The sequence below is a fragment of the Streptomyces sp. NPDC048481 genome (assembly GCF_043200075.1).
In the GTDB taxonomy this organism is placed as follows: Bacteria; Actinomycetota; Actinomycetes; order Streptomycetales; family Streptomycetaceae; genus Streptomyces.
The window spans coordinates 225,647-243,875 of the sequence record NZ_JBICXC010000011.1 but is presented as its reverse complement, the minus strand read 5'-3'; the positions used below and the strand labels follow the sequence as shown (position 1 = coordinate 243,875).

At 74.4% G+C, this 18,229-nt stretch carries 18 protein-coding genes; 7 read left to right on the top strand and 11 right to left on the bottom strand.

The window, feature by feature from the left end:
• Nucleotides 1-122 precede the first annotated feature (122 nt).
• Complete coding sequence (locus ACGFSH_RS28665; protein ID WP_393353537.1) at nucleotides 123-848, top strand: DUF2470 domain-containing protein; 726 nt, start codon at nucleotides 123-125, stop codon at nucleotides 846-848.
• On the opposite strand, the gene ACGFSH_RS28660 is transcribed toward ACGFSH_RS28665, so the two are convergent.
• The 3 genes from ACGFSH_RS28660 to ACGFSH_RS28650 form a co-directional block, all read right to left on the bottom strand.
• A complete protein-coding gene (locus tag ACGFSH_RS28660; RefSeq protein ID WP_393353536.1) occupies nucleotides 816-2,108 on the bottom strand; it encodes a lactonase family protein in 1,293 nt (430 codons plus the stop codon). The two genes, ACGFSH_RS28665 and ACGFSH_RS28660, sit on opposite strands and share 33 nt — an antisense overlap.
• An 85-nt stretch (nucleotides 2,109-2,193) precedes the next feature.
• Entirely contained in the window at nucleotides 2,194-3,447 is a 1,254-nt protein-coding gene (locus ACGFSH_RS28655; RefSeq protein ID WP_393353534.1) for an aromatic acid exporter family protein, read from the bottom strand.
• A 117-nt stretch (nucleotides 3,448-3,564) separates the two neighbouring features.
• A complete protein-coding gene (locus tag ACGFSH_RS28650) occupies nucleotides 3,565-4,059 on the bottom strand; it encodes an FBP domain-containing protein (protein WP_393353532.1) in 495 nt (164 codons plus the stop codon).
• A gap of 836 nt (nucleotides 4,060-4,895) precedes the next feature.
• Here ACGFSH_RS28650 and ACGFSH_RS28645 point away from each other — a divergent pair.
• Both ACGFSH_RS28645 and ACGFSH_RS28640 read left to right on the top strand, forming a co-directional pair.
• Nucleotides 4,896-6,269, top strand: a complete 1,374-nt coding sequence (locus ACGFSH_RS28645) for an ROK family protein (protein ID WP_393353531.1) — start codon at nucleotides 4,896-4,898, stop codon at nucleotides 6,267-6,269.
• Between the two features lie 160 nt (nucleotides 6,270-6,429).
• Nucleotides 6,430-6,684, top strand: a complete 255-nt coding sequence (locus tag ACGFSH_RS28640) for a hypothetical protein (protein WP_393353530.1) — start codon at nucleotides 6,430-6,432, stop codon at nucleotides 6,682-6,684.
• Between the two features lie 523 nt (nucleotides 6,685-7,207).
• On the opposite strand, the gene ACGFSH_RS28635 is transcribed toward ACGFSH_RS28640, so the two are convergent.
• Nucleotides 7,208-8,236, bottom strand: coding sequence for an SDR family oxidoreductase (locus tag ACGFSH_RS28635; RefSeq protein WP_393353528.1), 1,029 nt, complete (start codon nucleotides 8,234-8,236; stop codon nucleotides 7,208-7,210).
• A gap of 193 nt (nucleotides 8,237-8,429) precedes the next feature.
• Between ACGFSH_RS28635 and ACGFSH_RS28630 the strand changes: the two genes are divergently transcribed.
• The gene (locus tag ACGFSH_RS28630) at nucleotides 8,430-9,263 is read left to right on the top strand and encodes an alpha/beta fold hydrolase (protein WP_393353527.1); all 834 of its coding nucleotides are present in this window, start codon (nucleotides 8,430-8,432) and stop codon (nucleotides 9,261-9,263) included.
• Nucleotides 9,264-9,291: 28 nt separating this feature from the next.
• Here the strand turns inward: ACGFSH_RS28630 and ACGFSH_RS28625 are convergent, their stop codons facing one another.
• The 3 genes from ACGFSH_RS28625 to ACGFSH_RS28615 form a co-directional block, all read right to left on the bottom strand.
• Nucleotides 9,292-10,269 (bottom strand): SDR family NAD(P)-dependent oxidoreductase, encoded by a 978-nt coding sequence (locus ACGFSH_RS28625; protein WP_393353526.1) that lies wholly within the window; start codon nucleotides 10,267-10,269, stop codon nucleotides 9,292-9,294.
• A 371-nt stretch (nucleotides 10,270-10,640) separates the two neighbouring features.
• Nucleotides 10,641-11,297, bottom strand: coding sequence for an HAD family hydrolase (locus ACGFSH_RS28620; protein ID WP_393353524.1), 657 nt, complete (start codon nucleotides 11,295-11,297; stop codon nucleotides 10,641-10,643).
• Nucleotides 11,298-11,361: 64 nt separating this feature from the next.
• Nucleotides 11,362-12,402, bottom strand: coding sequence for a PHP domain-containing protein (locus ACGFSH_RS28615; RefSeq protein WP_393353523.1), 1,041 nt, complete (start codon nucleotides 12,400-12,402; stop codon nucleotides 11,362-11,364).
• A 137-nt stretch (nucleotides 12,403-12,539) separates the two neighbouring features.
• Here ACGFSH_RS28615 and ACGFSH_RS28610 point away from each other — a divergent pair, with 137 nt between their 5' ends.
• A complete protein-coding gene (locus ACGFSH_RS28610; protein WP_393353522.1) occupies nucleotides 12,540-12,776 on the top strand; it encodes a hypothetical protein in 237 nt (78 codons plus the stop codon).
• Nucleotides 12,777-12,831: 55 nt separating this feature from the next.
• On the opposite strand, the gene ACGFSH_RS28605 is transcribed toward ACGFSH_RS28610, so the two are convergent.
• Entirely contained in the window at nucleotides 12,832-13,479 is a 648-nt protein-coding gene (locus tag ACGFSH_RS28605; protein WP_393353521.1) for a VanZ family protein, read from the bottom strand.
• Between the two features lie 116 nt (nucleotides 13,480-13,595).
• The gene (locus ACGFSH_RS28600; protein WP_393353520.1) at nucleotides 13,596-14,285 is read right to left on the bottom strand and encodes a DUF4230 domain-containing protein; all 690 of its coding nucleotides are present in this window, start codon (nucleotides 14,283-14,285) and stop codon (nucleotides 13,596-13,598) included.
• Nucleotides 14,286-14,536: 251 nt separating this feature from the next.
• On the opposite strand from ACGFSH_RS28600, the gene ACGFSH_RS28595 reads away from it, so the two are divergent.
• Nucleotides 14,537-15,490 carry a ribose-phosphate diphosphokinase gene (locus ACGFSH_RS28595; RefSeq protein ID WP_393353519.1) on the top strand — a complete coding sequence of 318 codons (954 nt, stop codon included), beginning with the start codon at nucleotides 14,537-14,539 and terminating at the stop codon, nucleotides 15,488-15,490.
• A 123-nt stretch (nucleotides 15,491-15,613) separates the two neighbouring features.
• Here the strand turns inward: ACGFSH_RS28595 and ACGFSH_RS28590 are convergent, their stop codons facing one another.
• Nucleotides 15,614-15,949: an anti-sigma factor antagonist gene (locus ACGFSH_RS28590; protein WP_393353600.1), complete on the bottom strand. Its 336-nt coding sequence runs from the start codon at nucleotides 15,947-15,949 to the stop codon at nucleotides 15,614-15,616.
• A 235-nt stretch (nucleotides 15,950-16,184) separates the two neighbouring features.
• The gene (locus ACGFSH_RS28585) at nucleotides 16,185-16,652 is read right to left on the bottom strand and encodes a MarR family winged helix-turn-helix transcriptional regulator (RefSeq protein WP_393353518.1); all 468 of its coding nucleotides are present in this window, start codon (nucleotides 16,650-16,652) and stop codon (nucleotides 16,185-16,187) included.
• Nucleotides 16,653-16,756: 104 nt separating this feature from the next.
• Here ACGFSH_RS28585 and ACGFSH_RS28580 point away from each other — a divergent pair, with 104 nt between their 5' ends.
• Nucleotides 16,757-18,211 carry an aldehyde dehydrogenase family protein gene (locus ACGFSH_RS28580; RefSeq protein ID WP_393353517.1) on the top strand — a complete coding sequence of 485 codons (1,455 nt, stop codon included), beginning with the start codon at nucleotides 16,757-16,759 and terminating at the stop codon, nucleotides 18,209-18,211.
• Nucleotides 18,212-18,229 lie beyond the last annotated feature (18 nt).

Below are 18,229 nucleotides of genomic sequence, written 5' to 3'. Positions count from 1 at the left end.
CGATCGACGCACCCGTATCCGTATCCGTACCCGTGTCCGACTCGTCCGTGGACGGCAGTGGTGGTTGGCGTGGTCCTGGAACTCCGATAGGTTAGGCAAGCCTTACCTTAGGAGGTTTCAGGATGGGTGACAGCCAGAGCTGGGCCGCGGCGCCCGCCGCCGCCGAGCGGGCCCGTTCGGTGCTCGCCACCGCGTGGTCCTGCGCGGTGACAGCGGCCGGCGCGCGCGAGGAGTTCGCCGGCGCCCACACCGTCGACGACGACGGCCGGGTGGTCCTGCGCGTGCCCGAGGACAGCGCCCTGCTCACGGCGGCGCTGTGCGCGCCCCGCGGCGAGCCGTCCGCAGTGCTGGAGTTCGCCGACGTCGCGCCCGTCCCGGTGCGCCACCGGGTGCGCGCCCGGCTCTGGCTCGCCGGCTGGTTCACCCCCGAGGGCGACCGTCTCGCCTTCCGGGCCACTCGCATCGTCCTCGGGCCCCCCTCCGGCGCGGTCGTCGTCGACCTCGACGACTTCGCGCAGGCCCGGCCCGATCCCCTCGCCGACGCCGAGGCCCGGCTCCTGACGCATCTCGCCGACGCCCACCCCGACGCGGTGGAACGGCTCACCCGGCTCCTCCCGCCCGACGTCCTGCACGGCGCCGTCCGGGTGCGGCCGCTCGCCGTGGACCGGCACGGGCTGACGCTGCGCGTCGAACGGGCCCGCGCCCACGGCGACGTCCGGCTGCCCTTCCACGCTCCCGCCGACGACGTCGGCCGGCTCACCGAACGGGTGCACGTCCTGCTCGGTCAGGCGGCCGCCGCGGCCTGCCCCCGAGCCCTACAACGGCAGCGCGCAGACGGCGACCGGTGAGGCGAACGGCTCGCCCGCGAGCCGGAGTCCGCCGTTCGAGGCGTCCACCCGGAACACGCTGACCGTGCCGGAGCGCTGGTTGGCGGCGAACAGCAGGGCGCCGTCCGGCGACAGGGCGATCTGCCGCGGGAAGTCGCCCGCCACCGGCGTGGTGCCGAGCAGCCGCAGCCGGGCGCCGGCCGCCTCCACGGCGTAGCGCGCGACGGAGTTGTCGCCCCGGTTGGCGAGGAAGGCGAACGCGCCGTCCGGCGTGACCGCCAACTGCGCCGGGTAGTTGACGCCCGCCTTCGAGCCGGTGGACTGCGGCCGCCCCAGGGTCAGCCGCCCGCTCGACGGCTCGTACGCGCATACCGTCACCGTGTCGTCGGCCTCGTTCGCCAGGTAGGCGTGCCGGCCGCCGGGATGGAACGTGAGGTGACGCGGACCGGCACCCGTCCGGGTGTGCGCCTGGGCGACCTCGGTGAGGACGCCCGTCCTGTCGTCCAGCCGGTAGCTGTACACGGTGTCCGTGCCGAAGTCGACGGCCAGGACGTGCCGGCCGTCCGCAGCGGTGACGACCTGGTGGGCGTGCGGTCCCCGCTGGCCCGGCCGGGGCGCCGGGCGGCTGTGCCGGACCAGGTCGGCGCGCTCGCCGACGGCTCCCGAGGCCTCGATCGGGTGCACGGCCACGGTGCCCGAGCCGAAGTCCGCGCTCAGCAGCCACCGCCCGCCGGGATGGACCGACAGATGGCAGGTGGCGGCCCCGCCGGTGGCCCGGCTGCCCAGCACCTTGCCGTCCGACAGCCGCACCGCCGTCACCGCGCCCCGCTCGCGTTCGTTCGCCGCGTACAGGGTCGCGCCGTCCGGATGCACCGCCAGGTAGGACGGGTCCGGCACCCCGGTGATCGTCCCCTTGCCGATGATCCGCCCCGACGCGCCGTCGTACGCGGCGACGCCGATGCCCTTCCCGCCGCCCGCCGTGGAGGTGTACGTGCCCAGGTACAGCGGACGGACCCCGGACGGGCCCGGCGAGGGGTCGGACGAGGCCCGCGGCGCGGCGGACGACGGCGGCTGCCGGGGCGGCGCGCCCCGCCGCGCCTCCTCGGAGGCGGCCCGACCGCCGTCCCCGTCGCCGCCGCACCCGGCCAGTGCCGGTCCCGCGGCGACGGCGCCGATCGCGCCGACGGCTCCGACGAAGCGGCGCCTCGTCCAGCGTTCCCGCCGGCCGTCTCCCGGCGGGCCGGGGGACCCCCGCCGCGCCGCGCCCGTCCCACTGTCCATGCCCGCACCTCAGGTCGTCGTACGCCTCCGCCGTGACAGCCACCTTGACCCGGACCGGCCGGTGCGCGCAAAAGCGGCCTCCGCGTCACCCGGCGCTGCGGCGGGCCTCGGACCGCTTGCGGCGCAGGCGGCCCGGCTCCCGCAGCCGCCTCCTGAGCCGGTACAGCCAAGGCCGGCGCTCACGCTGCTCCTGGCTGTTGCGGTCCAGTTCCTCCAGCAGCCGTTGGGACCGGTGCTCGGTGTCCAGTTCGTCGATGATGCGGGTGACCTCGGTCAGCACGGCGCCGTGCAGCTGCCACTGGCGGGCGTCGTGCTGGAGCTGCTCCAGCAGCAGCTGGGCGAGCTTGTCGCGGGTCGTGGCGGCCTGCCGCAGCTCGGCGGTGAGGCGGGCCTCGGCGGCGTCCGCGTTCAGGCTGACGTGCGTGGTCACCAGCACCGCGAAGCTGACCACCGCGTCGGCCATCTCGGACAGCACCTGCTCGACGACCTCGCCGGTCGCGGGCGGGAACAGCGGGTGCGGCTCGCGCTCCTTGGCGAGGTCGGTGAGGGACCGGGCGAGCACCCGCAGCACGACCGTGCAGATCTCCAGCGTGTCCAGGCCGGTGCGCAGCACCACGCGGTGCAGCAGCCCCTCCCGGACGCGGGGATTGAGCCTGAGGCTCTCCTCGGCCTGCCGCAGGGCCGCGTCCACCTCGACGATGTCGTGGTCCAGCCGCCGGGCCTCGTGCAGCCGCGCCGCCGCCTGTGCGGCCGGGGTGCGGCCCGCGGCCTCCTCGCCGATGCGCAGCATCAGCTGCCGCAGCCGCCTGGCCAGCCCTTCGATGGACTCGCCGGCCTCCTCCACCCACACCGGCGGCGGCAGCAGCAGATTGCAGCCGAGCCCGACGACCGCGCCGATCAGCGTCTCCACCACCCGTGCCCACGCCGTGTCCCCGACGGTGGTGACGCCCAGCACCAGCATGGCGCTGATCGCCACCTCCGGGACGTACTCGTCGACCCGCACCAGGTGTCCCACTCCCAGCGAGGCCACGATCAGCAGGCCGAGGCTCCACCAGGTCAGGCCGACCAGCAGGCTGAAGACGATGGCGACGACGACACCGGCGACCACCGCGGTCACCCGGCGGACGCCGTTGGTGAGCGTCGCGTACAGGGTGACCTGGACGACCAGCAGCGCCGTCAGCGGCGCGGTGAGCGGCAGCGCCTCGGGGCTCAGGCGCAGTGCGATGACATAGGCGAGCGAGGCCGCGGCGGCCGACCGCAGAGCCTGGAGGACGACGGGTTCCCGATGGCGCCGCACCAGCCGCACGAGCGGCGCCGCACGCTGACGTACTTCTTGCATCCCCAGACCCGTTCCCCTTCCTCGGCGGCCTCGAACGTCCCTTCTGTCCCGCGACCGCCTGCGACGGGTCGTGATGCCCCGTATGGCCGCCGGGGCCGGGCCGCCGCCGAGGGCCGGTCAGGCGTAGAGCCTGTCGAGGAAGGCCGACAGGTTGTCCGTCGTGCGGGCGATCTGCTCCTCCAGCGTCAGGCTCTCCTCGAAGCGGGCGCCCGGCTCCAGCGGCTTCCGGCCGCGCAGATAGAGGGAACACGCGAGATCGGTGCACATGTACAGCCCCACCGAGTTGCCCTCCCGGCCCGCGGCGCCCGCCTTGCGCGCGGTCATCAGCGAGACCCCGCCACCGGGGTGGGTGGTCAGGCACAGGGAGCACATGCTGCGGTGTGTGAGCGTGCGCCGCGCGGACGGGAAGCGCAGGGCGACGCCCACGAGAGCGCCGTCCCGCTCGACGACGAGGCAGCTGCGGTCGGGCGCGCCGGGATCACGCCAGCCGAGGAAGTCCAGGTCGTCCCACGGCGTCCGGTCGAGATCGCGCGGGACGGTCATCCGCGCGGCCTCCCCCTTGGAACAGTTGACGAAGGAACGGCGGATGGAACGTTCGTCGAGCGGCTTCATGGCAGTCTCTCCTGACGAGGGCGGGCCGACGGGCCGACGGGTGGTCCGAGGGGGTCCGCGGGCGGTCCCACGGGCGATCCGGGTCGGCTCCGAAAGTCAGCCTAGGGGCTCTAGGTTTTCACCTAGGGTAGGTAGCCGAAGCGGGGGGAAGCCAGTGGATTTCGACGAGCGCGCGATGCCGTCCCGGGCGTGGGCGGCGATTCGGCACGTCGCCGCGCGGAGCGCGCCCGGAGCCGGCACGGCCGAGCCCGTGCGGGGGGTGCGGGAAGCGCGGGGGCTGCCCGTGCGGGGCGCGCCGGGCGGCGCCATCCCGGCGGGGGCGGAGACGGACGCGCGCCCCTCGTCGCCGGCCGGGGACGACGGCCGGGCGCGTGCGGCTCTCCCCGGCGCGTAGAGCCGGCCGCACCGCGACCGACGGGACGCCGACGGCCCCCCGAGGGGCGGGTGCGCGGGGCGCCGGTAGGGCACGGCTTGCGGGGGCGCGTTCCGTAGTCTGTTCCGGCGGCGTACCACCGCCGCCGCGCGGTGACCGCGTCCGAGAGCGCCCGACGGGTCGTGCGTGTGCGGCCGGTGCGTCGAGGGCGGGCAGGCGCGGGGCGTGTGCACGGCGCGGTCGACCGGAACAGGGGAGGGGTGCATGACGGACTCCTGGGCGCGGGCCCGAGGACCTGCGCCGGCTGCGGGAGCGGGTCTCCCCGGAGCCGATCGCGGCGCTGGACGAGATCGCCGATGCGGGGCGCTCTTAGCTCATAGCGTGAACTAAGGGTTGGAGAATGTCGCGCGGGCCCTTCCGCAGAGGTATCTTGCAGGTCGGGCAGGGCTCGGAGGGGAGCGACATGACGGGGCGGAACGGGCGCACGGTACGCGACCTGAGGCGGGCCAACCGTACGGCCGTACTGCAACGGCTCTACTTCGACGGGCCCCTCAGCCGATTCGAGCTGGGGCCGGCCACCGGTCTCAGCTCCGGATCGATCAGCAACGTCGTCGCCGATCTGATCGCCGACGGACTGGTGGAGGAGGCCGGCAGCGTCGACTCCGACGGCGGCCGCCCCCGCATCCTGCTGCGCGTGGCCCCCGGCAGCGGCCACATGATCGGCGTCGACATCGGCGAGACCCGGGTGCGCATCGAGCTGTTCGACCTCACGCTCACCGAACTCGCCCGCGCCGAAAGACCGTTGGAGCAGAGCCGGTACGAGGTCGACGGGATCGTCGGCCATGTCCGCGACGGCGTCGCCGAGGTGCTCGCGAGCGCCGGGGTCGCCGCCGAGCACCTTCTCGGGATCGGCATCGGCGTTCCGGGCATCGTCGAGCACACCCCCGAGCGCGGCGCCGTCGTGCACGGCCAGACCATCGGCTGGGACGCCGTCCCGCTGGAGGCGCTGCTGCGCGAGAGCGCCCTGCTGCCGGAGAGCGTCGCGTACTTCATCGACAACGGCGCCAAGACGCTCGGGCAGGCCGAGATGTGGTTCGGCGGCGGCCGCGGCGCGCACAGCGCGGTCGTCGTCCTCTTCGGCTCCGGCGTCGGCGCCTGTCTGGTCACCCCGGAGGTGGAGCACGGCCGGGCGGTCGAGTGGGGCCATCTGACGGTCCGGGTGCGGGGCCGCCGCTGCCGCTGCGGAGCCCTGGGCTGTCTGGAGGCGTACGCGGGCGCGGAAGCGCTGCTGGAGCGCTGGCGGGAGCAGGGGGGCCGGCCCCCCGAGGGCGTCGACGAGGAGACCGCGCTGACCGCGATGCTCACCGCCGCCTACCCCCCGCCCGCGCCGGACGGCGACGGAACCGGCCACGACGCCCGGCCCGCAGGCGACGCAACGGCCCCCGGGGACGGAGTGGCCCCCGGCGCCGGCCGGTCGGCGGACCCCGTCGCGCTCGCCGTCCTGGAGGAGACCGCCGAGTACCTGGGCGCCGGTCTCTCCGACCTGATCAACCTCTTCCAGCCGGAGCGCATCCTCATCGGCGGCTGGGCCGGCCTGCAACTGGGCGCCCGCTTCCTGCCCGCCGTGCGCCGCCACGCCACCGCGTACGCGCTGCGCCACCCCGCCCAGAAGGTCACCGTCGAACTGGGCCGGCTCGGCCCGGACGCGGTCACCGTGGGGGCGGCGATCCTGCCGCTCGCCGACTTCTTCGGCCGCGGCGGCCGGCGCCCCGAGCCCGCCCCCGCGGGCCCGGCGCCCGCCTGGCGCACGGTCCTGGAGGACCGCGCCCCCCGCTGAACCCGCCCCCGGACGGCCGGACCGCGCCCGGCGCAGGGGCGCGGTCCGGCCGTCCGGCGTTTCGGCGCGCGTGCGGGAGGTACTCGCGAGTCGCCCGGACGAACGTCGTCCGGTGACGTCGCCCGCGTCCGGCGCGGTGCGACCGCGAGAGGAGGACGTCGTGGCGGAACAGCGACTGGAGGGCCCCGGCGGCAACGGAGCCCCGGTCCCGCGCGACCTGCCGGACCAGCAGGCCGACGGGGGCGGCGACCGGTGGGACGTCGCCGAGCCCGAGCAGTCGGGGGAGTCCGGGAAGGACCAGGGGGCCGCCCAGGACGTCCCCGACACCGACGAGGCCGGGACGGGCCCGAAGGGCGCCCCCCACGCGGGCGACGGCCAGTCGGACGACCCTGAGCCCGAAGAGCCCACCGCCTGACCCTCGAAGGAGCCGGCATGGCGGGGTTCCGGCTCGGGGCCGCGGCGACGGCGGCCCGCCGCGGGTCTCGGCCCCGGCTCACCACGTGCACCTCCGTCCCGGCCGCGGACACCGCCTGCCGGCCTGGCACGGCGCGTACCGTGAACTGCCGTACCTGTTTCCGCGTCGGCGGTCGCCGCCGCGTCCGGCCTGGTCCTCGCGGTAGCCCCGGCGCACGAGAACACGCCCGCCCACCGCGTCGGGGAGCCGTGGCCGAGACCCGGCGCGAGGTTGCGCCGGCGCCCTGCTGCGGACCGGTCGCCTGCTGACCGTGGCCGGCGCGGCGGCCGCGACCGTGCCGGGTCACCGGCGCCTCGCCGCCGTCATGGCGGGCATCGCCTCGGCAGAGGACCCGAAGTACACGGTGGAACCGCAACGCCGGCGCGGGAACGCACCGGCGGCCCGGGACGCCTGACGCCCGGGGCGGCGGGCGGGCCGGACGACCGTGCCACCCCGGTTCGCCGGCCCGCCGCCGTGCTCGCGGTCAGCTCGCCTTGCCGCCGTGGAGGGGGGCCGTCGGCGCGCCCGCTCCCTCGCGCAGCCCGAGGAGGAACTCCTCCAGCACCTCGGGGGCCGTGTGCTCCGGGCGCCAGCCGAGTTCCACGCGGGCCCGGGTGCAGTCCATCAGGGGCAGCCGCAGGACGGCGTCGAAGAGGTGGGGCGAGGCGGGCACGAGGCGCAGGTTCCAGGCCGCGGCGAGCGCCGTGCGCGCCGCCGCGCGGGGCAGCCGCACCGGGCGGGCGCCGAACATCTCACCGAGCAGCCGCACGTCCACGGCCGGCTCCGCGGCCAGGTTGAACGCTCCGCGCACCTCCGTGCGCAGGGCCAGGCGGACGGCCTCGGCGGCGTCGTCGGTGTGCAGCGCCTGCATGCGCAGACCGGGGACGTCCGGCAGGCAGGGCAGCAGTTCGGGCCGGGCGAGCGGGCCGGGCAGGAACCTGCCGCCGAAGATGCGCCGCTGTTCGCTCGCCGACTCCCGCTTGAACAGGAACGCGGGCCGCATCCGCACCACGCGCGTCTGCGGCCGGTCACGCTCGAAGGTGTCCAGCACGCGCTCCAGATAGGCCTTCTCCCGGCAGTACGCGGCGTCCGGCCAGCCGTGCGTCGGCCAGGACTCGTCCACCGGCCGGTCCTTCGGGCCCGGCGAGTAGGCGCCCACCGACGACGCGTGCACCAGGACGGGCACCCGTGCGGCGGCCACCGCGTCGAAGACGCGCAGGCTGCCGAGGACGTTCGTCCGCCAGGTCGTCGCCGGCTCGTGCGTGGGCTGGAACGCCCACGCCAGATGCACCACCGCGTCGGCGCCCCGGAACAGCGCCGCGAGATCCAGCCGTGGCGAGGCCAGATCGACGGCCGTCCACTCGGTGCCGGACGGCGGCCGGTCCGGGATCCGCCGCGCCAGCCCGTGGACCGAGGCGACGTCCGGATCGTCCGCCAGACGCCGCACCACACTCGTGCCGACGTTGCCGGTGGCGCCCGTGACCACGATCCTGCTGCCCGTTGCGCTGCTCACCATCGGCTCCTCTCGGGTCCTGGGGGAGCCGACCGAGTACCCGGCCCGCACCGGCGCACGCGGCCGCCGCCCCCGGCGCATGACCCCCGGGGTAATCGACGCCCGCCGGGCGCGTCGCGAGCATGGACGACGTCACCGGGCGCCGCTCACGCCGCGCGGCCCCGCACACCGCACGCATCGCAGGAGGACGTCCATGCCGTACTTCACGAGCCCCGTCGACGGCGCCCGGCTGCACCACGTCGACCACGGACCGGCCGACGGACCGGTGATCGTCTTCGTGAACAGCCTGTACTTCGGGTCCGAGATGTGGGAGTACCAGATGCTCCCGCTGGCGGAGGAGGGGTTTCGCTGCGTGGGCTTCGACCGGCGCGGTCACGGCCGCTCCGACGACACCTGGGGCGGCTTCGACCTCGACAGCCTCGCCGACGACGTCCAAGGCCTCCTGGACCACCTGGACCTGCGGGAGGCGACCCTGGTCGGGCACTCCGTCGGGGCGGCCGAGGCGGTCCGCTGCCTGACCCGGCACGGCGCCGGGCGGGTGGCCCGGCTCGCGCTGGTCGCCGGCATGACGCCCGGCCCCGCGAGGGCGGCGAACCACCCAGGTGGAGTCGACCCGCGGCTGCTGCTGGACGGCGTCGAAGCCTTCCGGCGCGACCGCTCCGCGTTCTTCGCCGACGGCGCCCGCGCCTTCTTCGCGCTGGACCGCCCGGGCAACGACCTCTCCGACGCGTACGTCGAGACCATGATCCGTCGCTGTCACGGCTCCACGGCGCGGGCCGGCGTCGCCATCGGCGAGCTGATCGCCGGCCTCGACGTCGCGCCGGAGCTGGCCGCGCTGGACCTGCCGGTGCTCGTCGTGCACGGCACCCACGACACCTCCGGCCCGATCGAGCTGACCGGTCGCCGGGCCGCCGCCCTCGCCCCGGACTCCACCCTGAAGGTGTACGAGAACGCCGGCCACGGCCTCTTCGCGACCCACGCCGACCGGCTCACCGCCGACCTGCGCACGTTCGCGTCGGGCACGTGAGCGTCCGGCGGGGGAGCGGGGCGGCGGACTACGCCCGGGAGGGCTGGGCGGGGAAGGCGTTCACGCCCGTCAGTTCGGCGGACAGCTCCCACAGCCGCGCGGCCTGCCCGGGGTCCGTCGCCCAGTCCCTGACGCCCGAGCGGACGTCTGCGTCGACGGCGGGCTCGGCGACGTCGCAGTCCTCCAGGTAGAGGCCGCCCAGGCCCGCCAGCTGCGGCGAGGTCGCCGCCCAGACCTGGGTGGCCGCACCCTGCTCGGGGGTCTTGAATCCGGGCTGGCTGATCACGTTGCCGTCCTCGTCGATCCAGCCGCGCTCCACCATCTCCGCCTTGGGCAGGTGGCGCTGGAGCGGCGTGATGATCCCGCCCGGGTGCAGCGAGAAGGCCCGCACGCCGTGGTCGCGGCCGAGCCGGTCGAGGTGGAGGGCGAAGAGCGCGTTGGCGGTCTTGGCCTGGCCGTACGCCTCCCACTTGTCGTAGCCGCGCTGCCAGTGGACGTCGTCCCAGCGCATGCCGGAGAAGTGGTGGCCGCGGGAGGACACCGAGACCACGCGGGCCCCGCCGGGCTCGATCGCCGGCCACAGCCGGTTGACGAGCGCGAAGTGGCCCAGGTGGTTGGTGGCGAACTGGGCCTCCCAGCCGGGACCGACGCGGGTCTCGGGGCAGGCCATGACGCCGGCGTTGCCGATGAACAGGTCGACGGCGCGGCCGGAGGCGAGGAAGCGGTCGGCGAAGCCGCGCACGCTGTCCAGGTCGGCGAGGTCCAGCTCGTCCACCTCGACGCCGTCGAGTCCCGCGACGGCCTCGCGCGCCGCGTCCGGGCGGCGGGCGGGGACGACGACGCGTGCGCCGGCCTTGGTCAGCGAGCGGGTGGTCTCCAGTCCCAGTCCGGAGTAGCCGCCGGTGACGATCGCGAGCTTTCCGCCGAGGTCGATGCCGGCGAGGACGTCGTCGGCGGTGCTGTGGGCGTCGAATCCGGAACCGATCTTGTGCTGTGCAGTGCTCATGCCGACGACGCTACGAAGTGGAGTGCGCTCGAAGTCAAGTGCGCGCCGCGCGCCGCGCGCCGCGCGCCGCGCGCCGCGCGCCGCGCGCTGCGCGCCGCGACCGGCCCGGGCTGCCGTGAGCGGCGGGCGCGGCCGGACAGAGGGAAGCCCCGACCGGACGGGGGAATCACGGTCGGGGCGGTCTGTGCGTGGGTGCGGACGGCGGTCGCCTCTCGGCGAGACGCTCCACAGGGCTTCAGCCGGACGATCGTCCCTGTGGGCAGAAGGTGAGGCCCGGGGACACTGTCCCGTCCACACCCACGGTTGGTTCAACGGGTAACTACCTTTGCGTGTTCCCCCGTTCCGCAGGTCATGGGGTGACCTCCGTCACCTCACGCCAGCGGGCTCGACGACAGGGAGGCCAGGAGGTCGGCCGGGTCGTCGTAGACCGCCTCCGCGCCCGCCTCCAGCAGGTCGGCCCGCGGGATGCCGCCGCTGAGCAGGCCCACGCAGCGCACCCCGGCCCGGCGGCCGGCCTGCATGTCCCACACGGTGTCGCCGACGAACACGGCCCGCTCGGCAGGGGCGCCGGCCAGCTCGAGCGCGTGGCGCACCGGTTCCGGCGCGGGCTTGCCCTCCTCCACGTCGTCCGCGCTGGCCGTCGCGGCGATGACGTCGTCGGCGTCGATGGCGGCGCGCAGGGCCGACAGCTCGGGCCCGCTCGCGGAGGTGGCGAGCACGACCGTCCAGCCGTCCTCGTGCAGCCGGCGCAGCAGGGATCCGGCGTCCCGCAGCGCCGGCAGCCGGTCGAAGTACTGCGCGTAGAGGACCGTGTGGGCGTCACTCAGCGCGGCGTCCTCGTCCTTGTCCCGGTCGTCGCCGAGCAGACGCGCGACCAGGTCGTCGGACCCGAGCCCGACGGCCCGGTGCACGGCGTGCATCGGCACCCGGTGGCCCGCCTGCCGGAAGGCCTCCCACCAGGTGACGACGTGCAGGTGGTTGGTGTCGACGAGGGTGCCGTCGACGTCGAACACGGCGGCGCGTGTCATGTGAGTCCTCTCTCCGTTCCCGGGCACGGGCGCGTACCCCTGAGCGATTCCCGCGGGTACCACCTCACGGGCCGGTCACGCACGCCGGCGTCCGGCCCTCCCGCGTCCAGGCCAGCAGGTCGTCCGCCGGCCAGGCGTTCACGATCCGCTCCTCGGGCACCTCGCACTCCTCGGCCCGCGCACAGCCCAGGATCTGCCAGTCCAGCTGGCCGGGCGCGTGGGCGTCGGTGTCGATGGAGAAGAGCGTGCCCGCCTCGACGGCCCGGCGCAGCAGCCGGCGCGGCGGGTCGAGCCGCTCGGGCCGGCTGTTGATCTCCACGGCGGTGCCCGATGCGGCGCACGCCGCGAACACCTCGTCCGCGTCGAACGCCGACTCGGGCCGGCCGCGTCCGGTCACCAGCCGTCCGGTGCAGTGGCCGAGAACGTCGGCGTGCGGGTCGCGCACGGCGTTCACCATGCGCCGCGTCATCGCCCGCGACTCCATCCGCAGCTTGGAGTGCACGGACACCACGACCACGTCGAGGCGTTCCAGCAGCTCGGGCTCCTGGTCCAGCGACCCGTCGTCGAGGATGTCGCACTCGATGCCGGTCAGCAGCCGGAAGGGCGCCCAGGAGGCGTTGAGCTCCTCGACCACGTCCAGCTGGCGGCGCAGCCGTTCGGGGGACAGCCCGCTCGCCACCGTCAGGCGCGGTGAGTGATCGGTGAGCACGGCCCACTCGTGGCCGAGTTCCGCGGCCGCGCGCCCCATCTCCTCGATGGGGCTCCCGCCGTCGGACCAGTCGGAGTGCAGATGGCAGTCGCCGCGCAGCAGGGCCCGCAGCCGCGAGCCCGCCCCGTCGGTCAGCGGGCCGCCCGCCTCCTCCTGAAGTTTCTCCAGGTAGGAGGGTGTCCGGCCGGCCAGGGCCTCGCGTGCCGCCTGCGCGGTCTTGGGACCCACGCCCTTCAGCGACTCCAGCGTCCCGGCCGCCGCCCGCTGCTCGACCTCCGCCGCGGACAGTCCGGCCAGCACCCGCGCCGCGGTCCGGAAGGCCCGTACGCGGTAGGTCGGGGCCAGGGACCGTTCCAGCAGGAAGGCGATCCGGTCCAGCGCCTCGACGGGATCCATCGCCACCTCCTGGCTCCAGAGTTCCCCACCGGCCTCCCGGCCGCACGACGAGCGGCGCCGATCGCGCTCCGGGGGGAACCGTGATGTGCCGAATCATGGTGATTCATCCCGGCCAGTTCGGCTCTACCCTCTATGTCATGACCGAAATCGCAGGCTTCCGCATCTCCCGGCCGCGGATCATGGTGCTCGGGGTGCAGCCGGGCCCGGCGCCGTTCCGCATCGTGGAGATCGACGGAGAGGTGGTCGGCGAGGCGAGGGACGTGACCGACGTCCTCGAGATCGCCGCCGCCTACGGCATCACGGTCCACGACCTCGACGACCCGGACGCCGTCCGCTGGGTGGGCGGCGACCGGTACACCTGGCGACCGCACTGAGCGGCCCGCCCGGCGCCGCCCCGGACGCCCTCCCCGCCGCCCTCCCGGGCCGTCCTCAGGCGCGCTGCCTGCGCGCGTGCACCGCGCGGCTCACCCTGCGCCCCAGGAGCAGATAGCCGATCAGGGCGCCCGTGGTGTTGAGGATGACGTCGTCGATGTCGAAGGCGCGGCCGGTCACCAGCGCGCCCTGGGCGAACTCGACGAGCAGCATGACGGCGGCGGTCAGCAGCAGCACGCGCACCAGCCCGCGCGCCCGGGGCGCGACGACCGGCACCAGCACCCCGAAGGGCACGCCGAGCAGCACGTTCCCGCCGATCTGCTTCACCGCGTCGCGCAGCGCCGGCTGGTCCAGATAGGCCCGCAGCGAGTCGCCGGGGCGCAGGTTGGAGTGCACCAGCGCCGTCGACGCGGGCGAGGGCTCCAGGGTGATCCGGGCGAGGACGACGGCGAACGCCACCATGAAGGCGAACGCCACCAGCATCGCGAGCAGCCGGAGCGGGAACGGCAGGGGCCGGTGCTCGGGGCGCGCGGGCTCCCGTTCCCCGGCCTTCTCGGCCCGCGCGGCCTTCCGCGCCCGCCAGGCCCCGCGGCCCGTGGGCGCCCGCCCGGCCGTGTCGGCCCTGGCGGGCCCGGACTCGCCCGCGGCGGGCTTGGCGGTGCGCAGACGGAACGTGGTGAGCGGACGTAGCGCTGCACGGGCCATGCGGTCCTCCAGTCTTCAACTTCCAAAAGTCGTTGGGCGGTTACCCCCGAACGGTCCGGGGATGCGGCCGGACGGGTCCCGAACGCGCCCGCTGGGGCCCCGCCGCGGCCCGGGCGTCAGGAGCCGTAGGACACCTTCACCTCCGTGAAACCGAGGGATCGCAGCAGTCCCTGGAGCATGCCGGTGGTGTTCGACTCGGCGCGCGCGGTCAGCTCGCTGTCCTTCGCCGCGTCCCCGATGTGCTTGACCGCCAGTTTCTGCACGGCCTGCTCGCCGCCGGGGTTGTCGGAGAAGAGGTCCCCGAGGCGGTCGAGCAGACCGCGCTGCTTGGACACGGCGTAGGAGCGGTCGGGGTCGAGAGCCGGCTTGCCGAGCCGGGCGTGCGGCAGCCGCAGCGTGGCGGAGGTGCGGTCGCCGTTCACCGTCACGTCCTTGTCGCCGACCTTACCGAGGTCGACGTAGGCGTCGACGGTGCCCGCCCCGACGTACAGGGTGCGGGTGCCGCGGATCGCGTCGGGCAGGTACTTGGCGTCCTTCTCCAGGTCCACGACGACCTGGAAGTTGCCGGACGCGGCGTTGTAGCGGCTCATGTCCTGGATGGACTGGAGCAGGGTGGGGCCCGAGCGGTCGTGGGTCTCGGTGCCGAAGAAGTCGCGCAGCCCCGGCAGCAGGCTCAGCCGGATCCCCGCGAACATCACGACGAGCACGACCACGACGGCGGTGAGCGCCTTGGCCCAGCCGGGCATACGGCCGCGCGGACGCCGGGCGGGCTTGGTCTCCTTGGTGGGCTCGATCGAAGTCGTCATGCGGACGGTCCTCTCTTCCTCCTGACCGCATTCCCGCCAATCCCCGTGTCAGGCAGCCTTGTTGAGGTGCTGTGACACGGCGGTGCGGCGGCGTCGCCCGGCGGCGCCCGCCGGGCGGCCGGGCAGGCCGGCCGGCCGGGGCAGGAGGGCGTGGGGAGCCTCCCGGCGTTCCCGCGGGTGGGCAAATCGGACGTGGTCCGTAGCATGAGAGGTCCCGCCCCCGGCCGGACGTGATCAGCGAGGAGCCGACCGTGCGAGACATCTCCGTGTTCAGCGGCAGCGCCCACCCCGAACTCGCGGCCGAGGTCTGCGCCCACCTGGGCGTGCCCCTGAGCCCCACCCGCCTCAGCAGGTTCGCCAACGACTGCCTGGAGGTCCAGCTCCAGGCCAACTGCCGGGAACGCGACGTCTTCCTCGTGCAGCCCCTGGTCCGGCCCGTTCAGGAGCATCTGGTGGAGCTGCTGCTGATGTGCGACGCGGCCCGCGGGGCGTCGGCCGGCCGGATCACCGTCGTCATGCCGCACTATTCCTACGCGCGCTCCGACAAGAAGGACGCCCCCCGCATCTCGCTGGGCGGACGGCTGGTCGCCGACCTGATGGCGGCGGCGGGCGTCCACCGCGTCCTCACCATGACGCTGCACTCGCCGCAGGTGCACGGCTTCTTCTCGATGCCGGTGGACCATCTGCACGCCCACCGGGAGCTGGCCGCGCACTTCCGCCGCTACGACCTCTCCCGCACCACCGTCGTCTCACCGGACCTGGGCAACGCCAAGGAGGCCGCCGCCTTCGCCCGGATGATCGGCGCCCAGGTGGCGGCGGGCGCCAAGCAGCGCTACGCCGACGACCGGGTCAGCATCAGCGCCGTGATCGGCGAGATCGCCGGGCGGGACGTCATCGTCCTGGACGACGAGATCGCCAAGGGCAGCACGGTCCTGGAGCTGCTGGACCGGCTGAGGGAGTCCGAGCCCCGCTCGATACGGGTGGCGTGCACGCACGGGCTCTTCGCCGCGGGAGCGCTCAAGCGGCTCAGCGAGCAGCCGGACGTGCTGGAGATCGTGTGCACCAACACGGTGCCGGTCCCGGTCGAGGAGCACACGGACAAGCTGCGGGTCCTGTCCATCGCCCCCGCGCTCGCGGAGGCGGTGCGCCGCATTCACAACGGCGAGTCCGTCAGCGCCCTGTTCGACGCGGCGCGCGGCCAGTAACGGGCGGGACGACGGAAGCGGCAGGTGGCGGGAAGGAGCGGGGAGGGAGCGGGAGGAGAGGCAGGCGGAGGGGCGCGAGGGCCGGGTGGAGCCGGCCCGGGCGGGCAGCGCTTCGCGGCGCCGTCATAACGTGCCCGAGGCGGCGCCGGGCCGCTCCAGGGCCGCGTCGAGCGTCGTCGCGGGCGGCAGCAGCCGGGACAGCCCGGTGGCCCGCAGGATCCGCAGCGTGAGCGGGTGCGCGCAGACGAGGTGCAGGCGGCCGTCGTGGTCGAGGACCCGGCCGCGCGCCCGGTACAGCAGCCGCAGCCCGGAGCAGTCGAAGAACTCGATCCGGGTGAGATCGAGGACGATCCGCGGCGCGGGGCCGGCGGTGGCCTCGTCGAGCAGCGGGCCGATCTCCGTCGCGGCGACGAGGTCGATCTCACCGCGGAACTCCAGCACCGTGTATCCCCGGTCCATGCGGATGCGCAGATGCGGGGAGTCCGCCGCGGATTCCAGCTGCACGACGACATCGCCTCCAACCCGCTCCACCGGTCGGGAGCTTCCAACGGCCGGGGAGCGCACAGCAGTTCCCCGCCTCAGCAAGTTACCCCCGATGGAGTGAATTCCAGCATGTTCGATTGACATATGTCTTCGAAATGCAACCGACTCTGGCCGAGTTTTTTCGCGTCGTGAGCGAAGGGGGGACAAAGTCCTACGACAGAGCTTGCCACGCCTTCGAGAGCGCCGTGCGGAACTGCTCCGTCTGACGGTCCGTGAGATCCCCGACCATCCGCTCCTCCAGCTCCCGCACCGGGCCGGCGTGCCGCTGAAGCAGGTCGCGCCCCTCCTCGGTGAGCAGGATCAGCAGTTCGCGCCGGTTGCGCGGGTTGCGCTCACGGCGGACCAGGCCGCGCCCCTCCAGGGAGCGCACCAGGTCGGCGATGGACTGGGCGGTGACGAAGGAGTCCCGGGCGAGCTGGGCGGCGGACAGCCCGTCGTGCCGTTCCAGCACGGTGAGCGCCGTGTACTGCAACGCCGTGATCCCGGACGGCCTGACCAGGTCGTCCAGGTGCGACCGGACGACCAGCTCCACCTGCTTGACCATGTAGAGCAGGGACGGGGGTGTCCTGTGCGGCGCGGAAGCGGGCGCCGCCGCCTGTGGTGTCCGGGGGCCGACCATGGGGCGAAGCGTAGACCATTGACAGGAAACCTGTGCGTAATAAGACTGCCGACCAACAGGAAACCTGTTATTTGAAATCTTGGCGACGATGCTGAGGAGCGCCCATGACCGCCTTCGAGATCGATCCCGGCCGGCTGTTCGTCGGGGGCCGGTGGCGAGAGGCCGCGGACGGGGCGCGCGCCGACGTGGTCGACCCGTCCCGGGGCACGGTCCTCACCACCGTCGCGCAGGCGGGCGCCGCGGACGTGGACGCCGCCGTGCGCGCCGCCCGCGAGGCCTTCGACGCCGGGCACTGGTCCGGACTCAGCGGCCGTGAACGCGGCCGCGTGCTGCTGCGCGTGGCCCGGCTGATCCGCGAGGAGGCCGACGACATCGCCCGGCTGGAGAGCCTCGACGTCGGCAAGCCCATCACCCTGGCGCACGCCGTCGACGTCACCAACGCGGCCCAGGACTACGAGTACTTCGCCGGCCTCGCCTTCACCCTGGACGGCGCACACCGTGACACCCCCATGAACGCCCTCGCCTACACCCGGCGGGAACCGATCGGCGTCGTCGCCGCGATCACCCCCTTCAACTTCCCGCTGATCCTGGCCGGATCCAAGATCGCCCCGGCCCTCGCCGCCGGCAACGCGGTCGTCCACAAGCCCGCCGACGAGACCCCGCTCAGTGCCCTGTACATGGCGGGCCTGCTTCAACGGGCCGGCGTCCCCGACGGCGTGGTCAACGTCGTCACCGGCACGGGCCCGGTGGCCGGCGAGGCCCTGCTGCGCCACCCCGGCGTCGACAAGATCGCCTTCACCGGCTCCACCGCGGTCGGCCGGCACGCGGCGAGCGTCGCGGGCGCGAACCTCAAGCCGGTCACCATGGAACTCGGCGGCAACGCGGCGCACCTCGTGTTCGAGGACGCCGACCTGGAGAAGGCCGTGGGCGCGGTCATCAAGGGCTTCGTCTTCAACACCGGGCAGTTCTGCATGGGCGGCCCGCGGCTGCTGGTGGCCCGCCCGGTCTACGGCACCCTGCTGAACATCCTCGCCGAGGCCGTCCCCGGCGTGCCGGTCGGCGACCCCCGGCTGCCGGAGACCGTCGTCGGCCCGATGGCGGGGGAGCGGCACCTGCGCAAGGTGGAGGAGTACGTCGATCTCGCCCGCGAGGAGGGCGCCCGCATCGTCTGCGGCGGCGAGAGGCTCGAACTCGACGGCGGCTACTACTACAAGCCCACCGTGATCGCCGACGTCGCCCCCGACTCCCGGGTCGTGCAGGAGGAGATCTTCGGCCCCGTCCTCACCGTCCAGCCCTTCGACGACGAGGACGAGGCGGTCGCGCTCGCCAACTCCACGCCTTACGGGCTCGCTTCGGGCGTCCAGACCGGCAACCTGGCCCGCGCCCACCGCGTCGCCGCACGCCTCCAGGCGGGCATCGTCTGGGTCAACGACTGGGCGATGCTCGACCCCGCCGTCCCGTTCGGTGGCGTCAAGGACTCCGGCTTCGGCCGCGAGTACGGCCCCGAGGCGCTCGCCGCGTACACCAGGGTCAAGTCCGTCGTCGTCTCGCTCGACTGACCGCCGCCGCCCGAACCC

Coding starts and splice junctions, on each gene's coding strand:
- ACGFSH_RS28580 (WP_393353517.1), top strand. CDS start 16,757: ATGACCGCCTTCGAGATCGATCCCGGCCGGCTGTTCGTCGGGGGCCGG.
- ACGFSH_RS28660 (WP_393353536.1), bottom strand. CDS start 2,108: ATGGACAGTGGGACGGGCGCGGCGCGGCGGGGGTCCCCCGGCCCGCCG.
- ACGFSH_RS28650 (WP_393353532.1), bottom strand. CDS start 4,059: ATGAAGCCGCTCGACGAACGTTCCATCCGCCGTTCCTTCGTCAACTGT.
- ACGFSH_RS28585 (WP_393353518.1), bottom strand. CDS start 16,652: ATGGTCGGCCCCCGGACACCACAGGCGGCGGCGCCCGCTTCCGCGCCG.
- ACGFSH_RS28620 (WP_393353524.1), bottom strand. CDS start 11,297: ATGACACGCGCCGCCGTGTTCGACGTCGACGGCACCCTCGTCGACACC.
- ACGFSH_RS28600 (WP_393353520.1), bottom strand. CDS start 14,285: ATGACGACTTCGATCGAGCCCACCAAGGAGACCAAGCCCGCCCGGCGT.
- ACGFSH_RS28605 (WP_393353521.1), bottom strand. CDS start 13,479: ATGGCCCGTGCAGCGCTACGTCCGCTCACCACGTTCCGTCTGCGCACC.
- ACGFSH_RS28615 (WP_393353523.1), bottom strand. CDS start 12,402: ATGGATCCCGTCGAGGCGCTGGACCGGATCGCCTTCCTGCTGGAACGG.
- ACGFSH_RS28610 (WP_393353522.1), top strand. CDS start 12,540: ATGACCGAAATCGCAGGCTTCCGCATCTCCCGGCCGCGGATCATGGTG.
- ACGFSH_RS28630 (WP_393353527.1), top strand. CDS start 8,430: ATGCCGTACTTCACGAGCCCCGTCGACGGCGCCCGGCTGCACCACGTC.
- ACGFSH_RS28665 (WP_393353537.1), top strand. CDS start 123: ATGGGTGACAGCCAGAGCTGGGCCGCGGCGCCCGCCGCCGCCGAGCGG.
- ACGFSH_RS28645 (WP_393353531.1), top strand. CDS start 4,896: ATGACGGGGCGGAACGGGCGCACGGTACGCGACCTGAGGCGGGCCAAC.
- ACGFSH_RS28655 (WP_393353534.1), bottom strand. CDS start 3,447: ATGCAAGAAGTACGTCAGCGTGCGGCGCCGCTCGTGCGGCTGGTGCGG.
- ACGFSH_RS28590 (WP_393353600.1), bottom strand. CDS start 15,949: ATGGACCGGGGATACACGGTGCTGGAGTTCCGCGGTGAGATCGACCTC.
- ACGFSH_RS28625 (WP_393353526.1), bottom strand. CDS start 10,269: ATGAGCACTGCACAGCACAAGATCGGTTCCGGATTCGACGCCCACAGC.